This is a genomic window from Streptomyces sp. NPDC127068 (genome assembly GCF_042724695.1).
Taxonomy (GTDB): Bacteria; Actinomycetota; Actinomycetes; order Streptomycetales; family Streptomycetaceae; genus Streptomyces.
Window position 1 is genome coordinate 38056 of the sequence record NZ_JBHXEN010000028.1, and the last position, 16079, is coordinate 54134.

General features: G+C 72.5%; 14 protein-coding genes. 3 read left to right on the forward strand and 11 right to left on the reverse strand.

Going from position 1 to position 16079, the window contains the following annotated elements:
* Positions 1-212: 212 nt before the first annotated feature.
* Both ACFWIA_RS19095 and ACFWIA_RS19100 read left to right on the forward strand, forming a co-directional pair.
* The gene (locus tag ACFWIA_RS19095; protein ID WP_387006377.1) at positions 213-521 is read left to right on the forward strand and encodes a chaplin family protein; all 309 of its coding nucleotides are present in this window, start codon (positions 213-215) and stop codon (positions 519-521) included.
* Between the two features lie 36 nt (positions 522-557).
* Positions 558-1865: a hypothetical protein gene (locus tag ACFWIA_RS19100; RefSeq protein WP_387006380.1), complete on the forward strand. Its 1308-nt coding sequence runs from the start codon at positions 558-560 to the stop codon at positions 1863-1865.
* On the opposite strand, the gene ACFWIA_RS19105 is transcribed toward ACFWIA_RS19100, so the two are convergent.
* From ACFWIA_RS19105 to ACFWIA_RS19150, 10 genes are all read right to left on the reverse strand, one after another.
* Positions 1837-2520, reverse strand: a complete 684-nt coding sequence (locus tag ACFWIA_RS19105; protein ID WP_387006382.1) for a hypothetical protein — start codon at positions 2518-2520, stop codon at positions 1837-1839. The genes ACFWIA_RS19100 and ACFWIA_RS19105 overlap by 29 nt on opposite strands.
* A 170-nt stretch (positions 2521-2690) precedes the next feature.
* Positions 2691-3599, reverse strand: coding sequence for a S1 family peptidase (locus ACFWIA_RS19110; protein WP_387006385.1), 909 nt, complete (start codon positions 3597-3599; stop codon positions 2691-2693).
* A 332-nt stretch (positions 3600-3931) separates the two neighbouring features.
* The gene (locus tag ACFWIA_RS19115) at positions 3932-4768 is read right to left on the reverse strand and encodes a DUF1684 domain-containing protein (RefSeq protein ID WP_387006388.1); all 837 of its coding nucleotides are present in this window, start codon (positions 4766-4768) and stop codon (positions 3932-3934) included.
* Between the two features lie 100 nt (positions 4769-4868).
* A complete protein-coding gene (locus ACFWIA_RS19120) occupies positions 4869-6218 on the reverse strand; it encodes an NtaA/DmoA family FMN-dependent monooxygenase (RefSeq protein ID WP_387006391.1) in 1350 nt (449 codons plus the stop codon).
* Positions 6215-7294, reverse strand: coding sequence for an LLM class flavin-dependent oxidoreductase (locus ACFWIA_RS19125; RefSeq protein WP_387006393.1), 1080 nt, complete (start codon positions 7292-7294; stop codon positions 6215-6217). Before ACFWIA_RS19125 ends, ACFWIA_RS19120 begins: the two co-directional genes overlap by 4 nt.
* A gap of 236 nt (positions 7295-7530) precedes the next feature.
* Positions 7531-8493 carry an ABC transporter substrate-binding protein gene (locus ACFWIA_RS19130; RefSeq protein ID WP_387006503.1) on the reverse strand — a complete coding sequence of 321 codons (963 nt, stop codon included), beginning with the start codon at positions 8491-8493 and terminating at the stop codon, positions 7531-7533.
* 134 nt (positions 8494-8627) lie between these two features.
* On the reverse strand, positions 8628-9380 hold the full coding sequence (locus ACFWIA_RS19135) for an amino acid ABC transporter ATP-binding protein (RefSeq protein ID WP_387006505.1): 753 nt from the start codon (positions 9378-9380) through the stop codon (positions 8628-8630).
* Positions 9381-9448: 68 nt separating this feature from the next.
* Entirely contained in the window at positions 9449-10342 is an 894-nt protein-coding gene (locus ACFWIA_RS19140; protein WP_387006396.1) for an amino acid ABC transporter permease, read from the reverse strand.
* Between the two features lie 91 nt (positions 10343-10433).
* A complete protein-coding gene (locus ACFWIA_RS19145) occupies positions 10434-12230 on the reverse strand; it encodes an FAD/NAD(P)-binding protein (protein WP_387006399.1) in 1797 nt (598 codons plus the stop codon).
* Complete coding sequence (locus ACFWIA_RS19150; protein WP_387006402.1) at positions 12227-13087, reverse strand: amino acid ABC transporter permease; 861 nt, start codon at positions 13085-13087, stop codon at positions 12227-12229. Before ACFWIA_RS19150 ends, ACFWIA_RS19145 begins: the two co-directional genes overlap by 4 nt.
* Positions 13088-13810: 723 nt before the next feature.
* Between ACFWIA_RS19150 and ACFWIA_RS19155 the strand changes: the two genes are divergently transcribed.
* Positions 13811-14776, forward strand: a complete 966-nt coding sequence (locus tag ACFWIA_RS19155; RefSeq protein WP_387006405.1) for an ABC transporter substrate-binding protein — start codon at positions 13811-13813, stop codon at positions 14774-14776.
* Positions 14777-14828: 52 nt separating this feature from the next.
* On the opposite strand, the gene ACFWIA_RS19160 is transcribed toward ACFWIA_RS19155, so the two are convergent.
* Positions 14829-16061 (reverse strand): DUF5685 family protein, encoded by a 1233-nt coding sequence (locus ACFWIA_RS19160; RefSeq protein ID WP_387006407.1) that lies wholly within the window; start codon positions 16059-16061, stop codon positions 14829-14831.
* Between the last annotated feature and the right edge of the window lie 18 nt (positions 16062-16079).

The following is a 16079-nucleotide window of genomic DNA, read 5'->3' on the forward strand; positions in this document are numbered from 1 at the left end:
TGTCACACCCTGGAACTACGCGCTGTTGACCACCCGTCAACAGCATTGGTCGTCCTGCTCCGAACGTCGGAACTCGCGCGTACCCCAGCGCGCCTACGTGTCGGGAGCCGGGATTCCTCGTTGGGGGAGTGCGGCCCGGGTCCGTCCGGCCGGCGGGTGGGTGCTCGGGCACCGCGATGCGGTCCCGGGCTCCCGGACGAAGGAGGAACGCGATGGGTGCTGGGGTGCGGAGCGCGGACGGCGGTGCGGGACGTATGGGTGCGCGGGCCGCGGTACTGGGTGCGGTGGCCGGGGTGGCCCTGCTGCCGGCCGGTGCCGCCCACGCGAGCCTGATCGGGATCGGGAACGCGGTGTTCGGCAACACCTGCGTCAGCCAGGGCAGTGCTCGGGCCGACGGGTCCACGGTGGCCGGGAGCGGGGTGGGGGGCGGCAATCAGACCGGATTGCCGTTGAGCCTGTCGCGCAACCAGTGCGGCAACAGCGGCATCGTCTGCACGGCCCTGATCAGGCCGAGTGTGTGAACGGTCGGTGAGCGGCGGGGGCCAGGAGGGACGAGAGTGAGCGAGACGGTGGCGGGGGCTCCGGTGCGGGAGCGGGCGGTGGACGCCCTGTTGGCGCTGAGCGGGCGGACCCTGCCCCTGCTGCGCGAGTGGGTCGGCTCGGAGCCGGACTGTGGCACGGCACGGGCGCTCCTGGCACTGGCGACAGGTGACTGGTGGGAAGAGGCCGTGCTGAAGGAGCAGCTGGTGATCGCGCACCGGGACGCGCTGGCCGTCGGTGAGCGGGAGGCGAGTCTGGTGTACGGGGTGTTCCTCCACACGCACCGGCAGTACCGGCTGACGGCAGATCATCTGGTGGGTCACTTCGACCGGTGGCCCGGCGATGAACTGGCCGGATTGATGGTGGGGGCGTTCTCCTCCTGCGGGGACGCCGCCTACCGTGCGCACGGCGACGCCCTGGTGGAGCAGCAGTCGGCGGTGGCGGGTCCGGACAGTTGGCCGTGGACGAGTTGGCTGGCCTCGACCAGGGCGGAGCAGGGCCGGGTGCGTGAAGCCCACGGCCTGGCCGAGTACGCACTGGAGCTGCATCCCCGCTCGGGCGTGGCCGCGCACGCCCTCGCGCACGCCGAGCACGAGTTGGGGAGCGGGCCCGCTTGCACTGACTTCCTGGACCGGTGGCTCGCAGCGGACCCGCAGGCGGTGCAGTCACGGCATCTGAACTGGCACGCCGCACTCCAGTCCCTCGCGTGCGGCGACTTCCCCGATGCGCGCCGGCGGGCGGACACGGCACTCGCGGATACGGACGTCGGCATGCGGGCCGCGACGAACTGGCGTCTGTTCCTGATCGGACAGTCACCGGCCGGTCGTAGCGATCCGGACCGGGTCCGGGAACTGCTCGCCGCGCCGGGCGGGACGGCGGAGGTCTTCCACACCTTCAACCTGGCGCTGGCCCTGGCCGTGGAGGCCGCCACCGACGACCTGTACGTCCTGGCCCGCCGGGCCGCCGCCGACGAACGCGCCGACTTCCGCGAGGTCCTGGCCCCTGTCGTACGGGCTCTGGCGGAGATCACCGCGGGTCGCCCCCGTGTCGCGGTGGACCTGCTGACCGGACTGGGCGGCGCGTCCGAGCGGATCGGCGGAGTACGGGTCGAACGCGAGATCATCCAGGACACCCTCGCCCGTGCCCTCGTCGATGCCGGCGAACCCGCGCGCGCCGCCGACCTGCTGCGCCACCGCACCACCACCCGCCACCACCACACCTACGAGGACCTCCTCCTCGCCGCCCGCGAGCCCGGCGCGCCCCCATCGGCCGCCGGCACCGCACGGGCCGTCCCGGTCAGCGCGCCCCCTTCAGCAGGTTCATGACCCGCTCGTGGCAGTCCCCGGCGCCGTCCAACACCCTCACCCGCATCGCCAGTTCCTCGACCTCGTGGACGAACAGGTCGGTGAATTCGCCCGCCTCCACCGTGTCGTACGCACCGGACGGGATCAGCGGGAAGCCGGCGCCGTACCGGTGCAGGGAGAAGTCGGCGTCCTGCACGAAGCCCAGCCTGGTGAGGAGTTCCAGCGCCCCGGCATGGGTCGACCAGCCGAAGACCGTGCCGTCGGCGAGGACGATCCGGTAGTCGACGGCTTCGACGACGGCCTGCTGACGGCCGCCGTTGAGGATGCCGACCCGCCAGGTCCGCTCCTCGGAGCCGAGGGTGCCCGGCCCCCAGCCGGAACGCCAGCCGAGCGCGGGCCGCACGGCCAGTGCGTACTGGGTCCGGGCGAGCACCGCCGCGACGGCCACCGCGAGCAGGCTGCCGAGCGGGTTCATGTCCATCAGGCGCAGCCGCCAGGGCCACTGGGTCGCCAGTTCGCCCGTCACGTTGGAGCGGACGACCTCCCACACCAGGACCAGGGCCAGGACGACCAGCAGCACGATCGGCGCGGTGAACAGCGCCGGGCTGCGCCGCACCAACCGTTGGCCGTCACGTTCGTCCGGCGTTCCCGGTCCGCGCGCGCTGTCGTTCGGCATGACGGTGCCCTCCCCCTCGGTCACCGGTGCACCGACCGTCCGGCGCCCGGTCCTCCCCCGCCCCGGTGCGGGCCCCTGCCGCACGACGAGCCCCCGCCGGGTCGCGACGGGGGCTCGTGATCCTACGGAGTGCGGTCCGGGCGGCGGAAGGTCCCGCCGCCCGGAGGGGGTCACCCGATGGTGAGGCCGTAGGCGTTGAGTGCTTCGACCACGGGCTGGAAGAAGGTCGTCCCGCCGGAGGAGCAGTTGCCGCTGCCGCCGGAGGTGAGGCCGTAGGCGGTGGTTCCGGCGTAGAGCGAGCCGCCGGAGTCGCCGGGCTCGGCACAGACGTTGGTCTGGATCATGCCGTAGACGATGTCTCCGCCGCCGTAGTTGACGGTGGCGTTGAGGGCGGTGACCCGACCGCTGTGCAGACCGGTGGTGGAGCCGCGCCGGTAGACCGTGGTGCCGACGGTCGGGTTGGCGGCGCGGGTGATGGTCTGGCTGCCGACCGCGCTGGGCTTGGATATGGAGGTGTTGGTGTAGCGGACGAGCCCGTAGTCGTTGACGGGGAAGCTCGACCCCTCGGTGGGTCCGAGGACGGTGGTGCGCGAGGAGTTGGAGTACCAGTTCGTGGCGCCGTCGGTGCAGTGCCCGGCCGTGACGAAGTACTGGGTCGTCCCGCGGCGGGCGTTGAAGCCGAGCGAACAGCGCCAACTGGTCGCGTAGGTGGCGTCGCCGCCCGAGATCAGCGGGGCGAACGTGCCCTTGACCCGTTTGACGGTGATCGCTCCGGCAGCGTCACCGGCCGCCTTCTTGATCTTGGCGATCTCGGCCGCGGAGACCGTGCTGTCGACGGTGACCGCGACGCGGCCGGTCGCCGGATCGACCGCCCAGGCGGTGCCGGCGACGTCCGCTTCGAGCACGGAGTTGCTGGCCTTGGCGAGGGCGACCGCGTCGTACGTCCCCGTGGTCCCGGCGCTGGCGGAGCCGGCCGAGGGCACGGCGAGCGCAACGGCGGCCACGAGTCCGGTCGCGATGGCGGTGAGCCGGGTTCGTCTCTTCGTGGTGGTGCGGAGGGTGGTGCGCTTGATCCTCACTTGTCGTTCCTCCCGAGGGAAGCCAGGGGGCCCGCGTGGGGTGTTGAGGGCCCGTGAGGCGCAGTCGGGACACGACCGTTCCAGATGCGAATATGCCGTGCCCCTGACAAGCGCTGGTCGGGAGTATTCCGAGACCGGGCAGGTCGGAACAAGGGCACCTTTCGGCCGTGCGGATGGACACTGACGGACGGGAGCGCCCCGGCGCCGCCCCGCGCCCGGGGCGCCCCGGCGTCCCGTGATCGCACGGCACCACCGGGTGCCTGCGCCCACCGTCGGCAGCCCTCCCCCTCCGTGTCGTCCGTGCTGGTCGAGGCCGTTCAGGGGGAGCCCCCCTAGTGACCCACGGGGTTGCGTTCACCCGCCACGACCGCCAGCGGAAGCGTGTTGCCGGGCGGCGGGAAGGGGCAGAGGAAGTGGTCCGCGAAGGCGCACGGGGGAAGGAGCGCACGATTGAAGTCCACCGTCGTGCGCCCCTCGGCGTCGGGCGCCCGGGGACGCAGGAACCGGAAGCGGTAGCTTCCGCCCTCCTCCGGGGCGTTACCGCTGGTGGCATCGGCGAAGACGGCCCACAGCGAACCGTCGGGCTCGATGCCCACCCGGAGGGTGTGCTCGGTCCCGTCGAGGTCGAAGGCGAGTTCTCCGTCCAGCGCCAGCCCCCTCCGGTGCCCGTCCACGTTCTCGACCTGGACGCTGTGCCGGTCCCCGGCGTACGGGGTGAACCGTCCGGGCACCGACCAGCGGTCGGCGTAGGCGGCGGCGTCGATCCCGCGGAACTCCGCGCGCGACTCCGATGCCGGGTCGAAGTCCCGCACCGCCCACAGCCCTTCACGTGCGAGAACGACGAACCGTCGGCCTCCCAGCGCCACCCGGGCCGCATCGGGTCCGCCGGTGTCCGCGGTCAGCCGCACCTCCCCGGCGAACGGCCGTCCGTCGAGGAGGAGCCCCTCCTCCCCCGTGGCCGTCAAGACGACCGCCGAGCCGTCCGCCGCGGTGGTCCACCGCCCCGGAATGGCCGGAACCAGACCCTCCGGATGGTCCGAGAGCCAGTGCGTGCCCCGCAGCGCCAAGGGGCCGTAGGGCGCGGCGATCGCCTCCGTCCGCTGTGCGTGCCACCGCTTCCACTCCTGCTCGGCGTCCACCGTCCCGGTCCGCCGGTTGCGGTCACCCATGCCGTTCTCCCTCGTCGTGGCTTCGTCGTGGCTTCGTCGTGGCTTCGTCGTGACTGCGCGCGTCGGCTCCTCGGTTCCCGCACCGCGCGCGGCGCCCCGGTCAGGAGGGCACCGCGGCGGGCACCCGCAGTCCCAGGTGGGAGCGCAGGGTGGTGCCCGTGTAGGCGGTCCGGAAGGCGCCGCGCTCCTGGAGCAGCGGGACGACCCGGCCGACGAACTCGTCGAGCCCGCCCGGGGTGAGGTGCGGGACGAGGATGAACCCGTCGGCGGCCCGCGCGTCCACGAACTCGATGAGCTGGTCGGCCACCGCCGAGGGCGTTCCGACGAAGGACTGCCGGCCGGTCGCCTCCAGCACGGTCTGCCGGAGCGAGAGGCCCTTCTCCTCGGAGAGGGCGCGCCACTTCGCGGCGAGCGCGAGCGGGTCGCCCGGTGCCACCCGCCCCTGGACCAGGGTGGAGGTGGGGTCGGGGTCGATCGTCGGCAGCGGGCCGTCCGGGTCGTGGTCGGTCAGGTCGACCCCCCAGACCAGTTCCAGGGTGTGGATCGCGTTCTGCGGGGAGAGTTGCTGCTGTCGGATCTCGACCGCGCGTTCCTGGGCCTCGGCCGCCGTGTCGCCGAGGACGACAGTGACACCCGGCATGATCTTCAGATCGTCCCACTGCCGGCCGTACCGGGCGAGACGGCCCTTCACGTCGTCGTAGAAGGCACGACCGGCTTCCAGGGTGCCGTGTCTGCTGAAGATCACGTCCGCTGACGAGGCGGCGAACTCCCGTCCCTCGGCGGAGTCCCCGGCCTGGATCACCACGGGGTGTCCCTGCGGGGAGCGCGGCACGGTGAACTGGCCCGCGATGTCGAACTGCTCGCCCCGGTGGGTGAAGGGCCGCGGGGTTCCGTCGGGTGCCCACGAGTCCCACAGTTCGCGCGCGGTCGCGACGAACTCGGCGGCGCGGGTGTACCGGTCGGCCCGGTCGAGGTAGCCGCCGCGCCGGAAGTTCTCCCCGGTGAACGCGTCCGAGGAGGTGACGACGTTCCACGCGGCCCGGCCGTCGCTGAGGTGGTCCAGGGTGGCGAGCCGACGGGCGAGATCGAAGGGCTCGTTGAAGGTGGCGTTCACGGTCGCCGCGAGCCCCAGCCGGTCGGTCACGGCGGCCAGCGCGTTGAGCACCGTGATCGACTCCGGACGGCCCACCACGTCGAGGTCGTGGATCGCGCCCTTGTGCTCGCGCAGCCGGAGCCCTTCCGCGAGGAAGAAGAAGTCGAGCAGCCCCTCTTCGGCGACCCGGGCCAGGTGCTCGAAGGACGAGAAGTCGATCTGTGACTTCGACTGCGGGTCGGACCAGACGGTGGTGTTGTTGACGCCCGGGAAGTGGGCGGCGAGGTGGATCTGTCGATGGGGACGGCCGGTGCTCCCCGGGCGTGCGGGGTGGCCGTCGCGGACGTCGTCGGTCATGAGGAAGCCCCCGTGCGTGCGTAGCGGTTGGCGGGCCGCGCGAGTCCCAGGTGCTCCCTGAGCGTGGTGCCCGGGTAGAAGGTGCGGAACAGGGCCCGGTGTTGGAGCAGCGGAACCGTTCCGTTGACGAGGCGCTCCAGGTCACGGCGCGGCTCGATCGGAGTGAGGTGGAAGCCGTCGGCGGCTCCCTGGGCGTGCCAGGCGGCGATGAGGTCGGCGAGGTCGACGGGGCCGCCCCGGTAGAGGGGGCCGTGCGGGCTGGGGCGCGGGCCGCCCCCGCCGTGGCCGGGCTCGGCGGCGTACTCGCCCTCGCCGAGGTCGATGGTGAGGGCGGCGAGGACGCGCAGGGCGGCGGGGTCACGACCGTGGGCGACGGCTGCGGCGCGTAGTTCGCTGCGCAGGGCCGCGCTGTGTTCGGGTCCCGCCACCCGGATCAGCGCCACGTCGGCGTGGCGGGCGGCGGTGTCCCGGGCGACGGGTTCGGTCGCGTCGACGACGATGACGGGGTGGCCCTGGGGCGGCCGGGGCACGATCGAGGGCCCCTTCACGGAGAAGGTGTCGCCCTCGAAGTCCACGTAGTGCAGCTTCTTGCGGTCGATGAACCGGCCGGTCGCCGTGTCGCGGATCTCGGCGTCGTCCTCCCAGCTGTCCCACAGCCGTCGGGACACCTGGGCGACCTCGCCGGCCTCCCGCCACAACCGGTCGGCGGGCGCCGCGTCCCGGCGCCCGAACAGTCGGGCCTCGGCCTCGCCCGCCGAGACGTCGGGGCGCCAGCCCGCCCGCCCCCGGCTCACCCAGTCGAGGGTGGCCACGGCCGCCTGCACGTGGAAGGGCTCGGTGTGCGTGGTGGTCACGGTCGGCACGAGCCCGATGCGGCCGGTGACCGGCGCGAGCCGGGCGAGTACCGCGAGCGCATCGGGGCCGGGGCGCCCGAAGGAGTCGTCGAGGGTGAGGAAGTCGAGGGCGCCGCGTTCGGCGAGCCGCGCCAGTTCGGCGTGGGGCCGCGGCTCGAACGCCCCGGGGAGGTCGATGGCGGCGGCCAGGTGCAGCAGTCCCCGGCCGGGGGAAGCGGTCATGCGGACGGACCCTTCTGGTGGGGGTGACGAGGTCGGTACGGTCCCTGGTCTCGGTGGCGCGCGCCCTGGTCGGGGGCGGGTCGACGACTCGGGGGACGGTGCGGTCGGTCATCGGGGGTACGGATCGGGGGTCAGGGATCAGGGGGCACGGGGTCAGGGGGCACGGGGTCAAGAGACGGAGGGCGGAAGTCGAGGGCCAGGAGGCAGGGGCGGCGGCGCGGGGTGTGGTCGTCGGGTCAGGGTCGGGGCAGCCCCTCGGGGTTGATCTCCGACTTCTCGATGGCCTCGCCGGACAGCCCCCACCGCTTCAGCACCTTCGCGTAGGAGCCGTCGGCGATGACCCGGTCCAGCGCCGCGGCGTACGCGTCGACCAGGCCGCTGTCCTTCTTCGTGGTGGCGGCGATCTTGCCCTGGAGGTCGCCCCCGGCCCCCGACAGCGTCCCGATGACCTCGCTCTGGCCGGCGGACTCCACGTGGTAGGCGACGGTCGGGTTGGGGCCGAGGTAGCCGTCGATCCGTCCGGACTGGAGGGCGAGGTAGTAGTCGGTGTCCTTCTGGAAGTACTTGATGGAGACGGGTTCGCGGCCCGCCTTCTCGTTCCGTTCGCTCCAGTCGACGAGGATCTTCTCCTGGTTGGTGCCGGAGGAGACGGCGATGGTCTTGCCCGCCACGTCCTCGGGCCCGTCCACCTTCCAGCCGCTGCCCTTCTTCGCCTCGAACGCGAGGTTGTCGAGGCGGTAGGTCGCGAAGTCGTACTTGTCCTTGCGTTCCTCGGTGACCGTGACGTTGGAGAAGACCGCGTCGAACTTCCCGCTGTCGAGGCCGACGAAGAGGTTCTCCCAGGAGACGATCTGCCCGTCGAGCTCCAGCCCGAGGGTGTCGGCCACCAGGGTCGCGAGGTCGATCTCGGAACCGATGCGGGTCTTGTCGTCGGTCGCGAAGAAGCCGAGCGGGGGTGCCGCGTCGGCGCTCAGACCGGTCCGTAGGACGCCGGCTTCCCGGACCTCCTTCGGCACCAGGGCCGCGATCCGCTCGTCCTTCTCCGCCCGGACGCGGTCCTGCTCGGGGCCGATGTTGATGTTGCCGACCCGATTGCCCTTCGCCGAGCCGGCGTCGGTGGACGTCGAGGGGTCGTCGCTCCCGCAGGCGGCGAGCAGCGGTGCCGTCAGCAGGACGGCGGCGGGCAGGACGGCACGCAGGCGCCACGGCGACCCAACGGCCGCAGTGCTGTCGGTGCTCGGGACGGTGGGGCGGGGGCGGGACGGCACGGTGCGCTCCTGGGCTGGGGGATCGGAGAGATCGAAGGGGTCGGGACGGGCGGGGGCGGCGGGGGTCACAGGACCTTGGACAGGAAGGCGCGGGTGCGCTCGTGCCGGGGGGCGTCCAACACCGCGGCGGGCGGGCCCTGTTCCACCACCCGGCCCTCGTCCATGAACACGACGGTGTCGGCGACCTCGCGCGCGAAGCCGATCTCGTGGGTGACCACGATCATGGTGGTGCCCTGGTGGGCGAGGTCCTTGATGACGTCGAGCACCTCGCCGACCAACTCGGGGTCGAGCGCGGAGGTGGGCTCGTCGAAGAGCAGCAGCCCCGGTCGGAGGGCCAGCGCGCGGGCGATCGCGACCCGCTGCTGCTGTCCGCCGGAGAGTTGCGCGGGGTAGGCGCCGGCCTTGTCGGCGAGGCCGACCCGGGCGAGCAGGCGCTCCGCGGTCGCGACGGCCTCCTTGCGGGGTCGCTTCAGCGCGGCGAGCGGGGCCTCGACGACGTTCTCCAGGGCCGTGAGGTGCGGGAAGAGGTGGAAGTTCTGGAAGACGAAGCCGATCCGGGTGCGCTGTTTCAGCACCTCCCGCTCCCGTAGCTCGTACAGCTTGTCGCCGGAGCGCCGGTAGCCGATGAGGGAACCGTCGACGCTGATCCAGCCGCTGTCGACCTTCTCCAGGTGGTTGATGGTGCGCAGCAGGGTGGATTTGCCCGAGCCGGAGGGCCCGAGGATCACCGTCACCTCCCCCGTGCCGACCTGGAGGTCGATGCCGCGCAGCACCTCCTGTGGCCCGAAGCTCTTGTGGACGCCTCTGATGTCGACCATGACGTCCCGTGCGGGGTCCCCGGCTCCGGGTGTCGTGGACGCGGGTGCGGAGGCGGGTACGGGCGCGCTCATCGCGTGGCCCCCTTCGAGAAGTACCGTTCGACGTAGTGCTGGAGGACGGTGAGCACGGTGGTCAGCAGGACGTACCAGACGGTGGCGACCATGAGCAGCGGGACCACCCGTCCGTTGCGGCCGTATATCACCTGGACCTGGTAGAACAGCTCGCCGATCGCCATCACGGAGACGATCGAGGTGCCCTTGAAGAGGGAGATCACCTCGTTCGCGGCGTTGGGCAGGATCGACCGCATCGCCTGGGGCAGCACGATCCGGCGGATCTGGCGCAGTCTCGGGATGCCGAGGGCGGCGGCTGCCTGGAGCTGTCCGCCGTCCACGGAGAGGACCCCGCCGCGGACGATCTCCGCGGCGTACGCGGCCTGGTGCAGGGCCAGCCCGAGCACCGCCGCGCTCATCGCGCCGACCAGGCCCATGGTGTCGAAGCCGAAGAAGCCGGGACCGAACGGGATGCCGAACCGCAGTTCCTCGTACAGGTAGGCGAGGTTGAACCAGAACAGCAGTTGCACGATCAGCGGGATCGAGCGGAAGGCCCAGATGTAGGCGAAGGCGACGGCCTTCAGGAACGGGCTGGCCGACAGTCGCATGAAGGCCAGCACGATCCCGACGGCGAAGCCGAGCGCGGTGCCGTAGAACGTGAGTTGGAGGGTCACCCAGACCGCTTGGAGGACCACCTCGGCGGTGAAGAACTCGGCGAAGACGCCCCATTCCCAGCCGGCGTTGGTGACCAGTCCGTGGACGAACTGGGCGAGGAGCACGGCGGTGACCGTCACGGCGACCCAGCGCCAGGGGTGGCGGACGGGCACCACCGTGAGGGAGCCGAAGTCGTCGGTGGGCGGGGTCGGTCCGCGGGCGGTCGAACCGAGCGGTGGATCGCTGGTCAGGGACATGGGGGATTCCTCTGAGCCTCGGGTACGCGCGTGCGCACGGGGTCGGGCAGGGCACCGGCGGGCCGGGGACGGGGCCGTCGGGCGGCGTCCGTCAGGCGGCGGTGCGACAGGACAGGTCGCGCAGGAAGGCGAGCACGGTGCGCGCCGTCGCGTCGTTCTGCCGGAAGGCGGGTCCGCCGGTGCGCGGCCGGGTGAACGCCCCGGCGCCCCCCGCGTCGGTGTGCGGTCCGAGCGCGAACCGTCGTGGGTGCGGCACTCCGGCCCGGTCCAGGACCCGGCCGTCCGCGGGGTCGACGGCGAGCAGTCCCGCCGGGGTGGCCCGGGCCCCCTGTGCGTGCAGGTGGCGCAGCAGCGGGTCGGTGGTGCCCCGGAGGGTGGGCTGCGGTAGCCGCGCCTCCACCAGGGCCCGGGCGGTGACCAGGTGGCCGGGGACCGAGGGGCTGTGTCCCTGGAAGGCGCCGTCCTCGACGGTGACGGACATGCCGGCGCCGAGGAAGCGGACGACTCCGGCCCGGGAGAGGGCGAGGAGTTGACGCAGTCGGGGTCCGGGCGGTCCGGAGGCGAGGTAGCTGAAGAAGCCGTGCCACCAGGTGCCGAGGTCGCCGAGCCTGGTGAGCTGTCCGTAGACGGAGAGGAGGGCGAGGAAGACGGCGAGGTCGGGGCTGTGGGCGGGGTCGTGGCGGCGGGTGAGGTCCGCGCGGACGTAGGCCCGCAGACCGTCCTGGAGCGCGTCGGCGTTCGGGTAGCGCAGCCCGTCGAGCGGCCGGTCGAGGGTCGCGAGGTCCAGCCGGTCGGCGGGGTCGGGCACCGAGGAGGCGACCAGGGCGGCGAGTTCGGGGCTCAGCGGATCGGCAGCCGCGTACTTCTCCTCGAAGTCGGCCCAGGCGGTCCGGGTGCGGTCCGGGTGCCCGGTGAAGAGCCGGTGGTAGTGGGCGAAGCCCAGTTCCTTGTCCACGAGCGGCCAGACGTCGCGGGTGAAGTCGGGGCCGCCGGGGCGGGCGAGCAGCTCGTCCACCTCCGCGGGTCCGAAGAACCGGGGCAGCGGCGGTCGTTCCCCGGTCCAGGCGTAGCCGATCTTCGAGTGGTACGGCACCCCGCGGCGGGAGCCGACGTGCAGCACGGGTTCGCGGCCGGAGGGCAGGTAGGTCAGCTCCCCGCCGGGGCCCTCCCGGTACCGTCCGCCGCGGCCCTCGGTGAGCAGCACCATCAGATCGACGAAGGCGAGCCCGAAGCCGCGGACCAGGACCGGTTCGCCCGCCGCGAGGCCCGACAGCTCGGTGTCGGCGGTGTAGTCGGGCGGCAGGTGGACCAGGCCGTGCCGGGCGGCGTGCGCGGCGAGTTCGCGCTGTTCGGCGTCGGGTTCGCTGCCGACGTGGCCGAGGGCGAGGACGACCAGGTCGGCGGTGAGCGGTTCGGCGCGGCCCTCGATCCAGACCTGTTGGCGACCGCCGCGCGGGCCGTGCAGCCGGATCGCCCGGTACGGGTGGTGGTGGACCCGGACGCCGGGGGGCAGTGCGGCCACCGCCCGCTCGTACACCCAGCGCAGGTACGCCCCGCCGAGCCGGCGCCCGGGGAAGTGGGTGCCGTCGACGCCGGCCCATTCGTGCAGGGTGGGCCCGGGGCTGACGGGCCCGTCGAGGGTGACGCTCTCGTCGGTGAACATGGTCACGTCCTCGGCCATGGAGTTCATCCACAGCAGCGGGGACTGCTCCTGTCGCCAGATCCGGCCGCCGCCGGGCGGGTGCGGGTCGACCAGGTGGATGTCGAGTTCCTCGGGCGTCCGGCCGGGGGAGGCGCCGGGCCACAGGGCGGGGGCGTTGGCGGCGATGCGTTCGAGCAGGCCGGTGGCCCGGGGGCCGGCGCCCACGACGACCAGGCTCGCGTTCATCGACCGGCCTCCGTCCCGCGGGCGTAGTGCCGTTCCACGTAGTGCTGGCCGATGCTGAGCACGGAGGTGACGACCACGTACCAGAGGGTCGCCACGAGCAGCAGGGGGATGACCTGGTAGGTGCGGTGGTAGACGAGTTGCACCGAGTGGAGGAGGTCGGCGACGGCGATCACGGAGACGATGGAGGTGCCCTTGAGGGTGCCGATGAGCATGTTCCCGGCCGGGGGCACGATCGCGCGCATCGCCTGCGGCAGCACGATCCGTCGCCAGCGGCGGGTCCGGCTGAGCCCGAGCGCCTGGGCCGCCTCGATCTGGCCCCGGTCGACGGAGAGGATGCCGCCGCGGACCACCTCGGCTGCGTACGCGGCCTCGTGCAGGGTGAGTCCGATGATGGCCACGGTGACGGGGTCCAGCAGGTCGACGGTCCGCACCCCGAGGATCTGCGGGTACAGGGCGCCGATGTTGAACCAGAACAGCAGTTGCACCAGGATCGGCATCGAGCGGAACAGCCAGACGTATCCCCAGCTCACCGCCCGTAGGACGGGATTGTCGGACAACCGCAGCACGGCGAGGACGGTGCCGAGGGCGAAGCCCAGCACCATCACCAGGGCGGTGAGCCACAGGGTGAGGCCGAGCCCGCGCAGCACGGACGCGGTGGTGAAGTACTCGCCGACGACGTCCCATTGGAAGGCGTCGTTGCGCACCACGGACCGGACGGCCAGGGCGAGCAGCCCGACGAGGACGACAGCGGTGACCCACTGGCCGATGCGGGGGCGGCGCACGATCCGTACGGAGGCGGCGGGTTCGCCGGGTCGGTCGGGAACGGGGGGGCTCTTGTCGAGCGTGGGCAAGGACATGCGAAGGCTCCGCGGGCACGGGAAGTCGGCACGGACTGGCCTTCACACGGGAGCTGGACCGAGCCCCTCAGCAGCGGTCACATTCCCAAGACGCCTTGAGATTACGGGGCTTGGCGCAGGCACTGTCAAGGGTGTCCATACTGTGGGCGGTGCGTCTCAAGTCGGTTGACGCAGAACCGGATGCCTGTTCCACTTGTGTGCATGCATCCGCAGCAGTGGCTGGTCACGCGCTCGCACATCGACTTCGGTCGTGTGTGGTCGGCGTCTTGTTGAACTGACCCCGCGCTGCCCGGCCCCGCGCGTGTGAGCGCACCGGCCGATCCGCGTTCTCCCAGGTGACGGCGTGTTCGTCCGCGTAGGCGGCGACCCCGGACCGTCGCCAGCTCCGCGCCCGTGCGGCCGTCTCGCGGCGCCGCGCCCCCCGCGCTGACCCACCCCCGCACCTCCCGTTATCGCAGGGCCTTCACACGCACCCCCAGCTCATCCCCCTCGCTCCAGCGTTCCTCGCCGTTCCCGCTGATCCCGCCGTTCCCGCCCTTCCCGTTGCTCGGCCGTGTCCGCAGCGCCCGCGACCCGCACCCGTCCACCGCGTTCCCCCAGGTGACGCGGGGTCGGTGGCGCGGGCCGCGCGGGCACCGACCGGACCTCCGCGCCACGGACCTCCCCCACTTCTCACTCTTCGGACATCCGTCTCATTTGCCGGTTCTTGGAGAACGCCACGCCATGAGTACGTCCACGCTGCCCCGACACCGCAGTCTCGTCACGTTCGCGTTGATCACCGCCACCGCACTGACGGTCACCTCGTGCGGAGCGGGTGAATCGACGGGCGAGGAGCCGAGCGGTCGGGCGGGTGCCGTGCAGAACGCCGCGCTGCCGACCCAGGACGTGGTGTCCGGGCTGGAGGAGGTGCCGGCCGTCTCGGCGCTGCTCCCCGAAGCGGTCAGGGAACGCGGCTCGCTCACCCTCGCCCTCAGCGTCGGGGGCAACCCTCCGGGCAGTTCGTACCTGAAGGACGGCAAGACCCTCGCGGGCCAGGACGTCGACTTCGCGTACGCGGTGGCCGAGGTGCTCGGCATCGAACTCCAGCGCGAGGTGGCGAGCTTCGAGGCGATCCTGCCCGCCCTCGGCAGCGGCAAGTACGACATCGGGACCGGCAACTTCGGCGTCACCGACGAGCGTCGCAAGACCATCGACTTCGTGACGTACATCAACGACGGCCAGGGCTTCGCCACCCGCGCGGACAGCACCCTCCCGAAGGTCACCGACCTGGTGCAACTGTGCGGACGGAAGGTCGCCACGGGCGCGGGCACCACCTTCGAGGCCACGCTCCAGGACGGCGAGCAGCGGTGCGAGGACGCGGGCAAGGAACCGTACGAGGTCCAGACGTACGGTGACCAGAGCGCCATCTGGTCGGCGCTCCAGCAGGGACGGGCCGACGTGGTGATGAGCACCATCAACGGGTTGCGCTACGCGGTGGCGCAGCAGAAGGGGTTCGCGTTCCTGAACGAGTACCACCGTCTGGACGTCGGCTTCGCCTTCAAGAAGGGCACCCCGCTGGCGCCGGCGTTCCGGGCCGCGGTCAACGAGCTGATCGAGAACGGCACGTACGACCGCATCCTGGCGAAGTGGGGCACCACCGGTTCCGCCCTGAAGTCTTCGGAGATCTCCCCGCCCGAGGCGAAGCGCTGAGCGCCCCGGGCGTCCCGCCGACCGTCGGCGGGACGCCGGTGACCGCCGACGGTCAGCAGTTGCAGCCGCAGTCGCAGGACCCGCACCCGCACCCGTCGCAGCAGCCGCAGCAGTTGCCGCAGTCGGAGCAGGTTCCGCAGTCGCAGTGGTTGCACCAGCCCTGGCGGCGCTCCCTGGACCACGGGTCGTCGTGATCGCAGCACAGTTGACACGTACAGGCGAGCCCGGCCCACACCAGACAGCCGGCGACCGTCCCCCGGCGGTCCCGGTGCGGCGGCAGGGGCGGTCGGGGGCCGCCCGGGGCGCCGGGACCGCCGGGGGCGTACGGGCCGCCGGGGGCGTACGGACCCCCGGGCCCGTGCGCGGCTTCGGCGCCCGGCGCCCACAGCACCTCGGAGGCGGAACCGCCCGGGGCCGGGTGGGAACAGGCACGCACCCCGAAGGCCCGGTCCACGGAGTCCCGCAGCTCGTGGACGAGTAGCCGGTGGGCGAGCCGCCCGTCGGTGAAGTCGACTTCGCGCAGGGCCAGCCGTATCCCGCGCAGGGCGTCGTCGGCGAGGCGTCGAGCCTCGACGAGGTCGGTACCGGTGGCGGCGAGCGGGTTCCAGGCACCGGACGCGGCGTCGGCTTCGCGGTCCTCGACGGCGTCGAGGAGATGGGCGAGGCGCCCGAAGAAACGTCCCGCCTCGGCGAGCGGCACGGCGTTGTGCGGCCGGCCCGCGAGCACGGAGGTGTGCGCGAAGGCCGCGGCGGTGGCGGTCTCGGTCGGCTCGGTGACGCTCAGCAGGGGGGTGCCGGGGCCGGCGAGCGCCTCGATCCCCGGCTGCCGGTCGACCGCGTCCACCAGCACGGCGGTGTCGAATCCCACATGTGCACCGGTTCGCGCACCCGCTTTGCCCCAATGTGTCGCGACACGCCTGGCTGCTGCCGCCAGGGGCCTGCGCGCCAACAGACCGTCACCGTCGAGGGCGTGATCGCGCACCTTGGCGGCGGCGAGCACCAGCGAGACCGCGGCGGCGAGCCGGGCACCCTCGCCCCGGGCGACGGACGCGCCCCGCATCCCGCGCAGCGGACAGGGGCCCGCCCGGCGCCGCCCCTGCGCACCGGGCTCGACCTGAGCCTCCGTCAAGACCGAGACCAACAGACCGTCATAGTTCGTGACGAGTCGGGCGAACTGCCCGTGATCCCTTCGCAGCGACAGGCACAAACCGCACAAATGGGCCATCCATGCGGAGCTGAGCTGCTCCCCCAGACGATGACGACACGGCCTGACTATCCCGAACATGACGATCTCTCCCCCGCC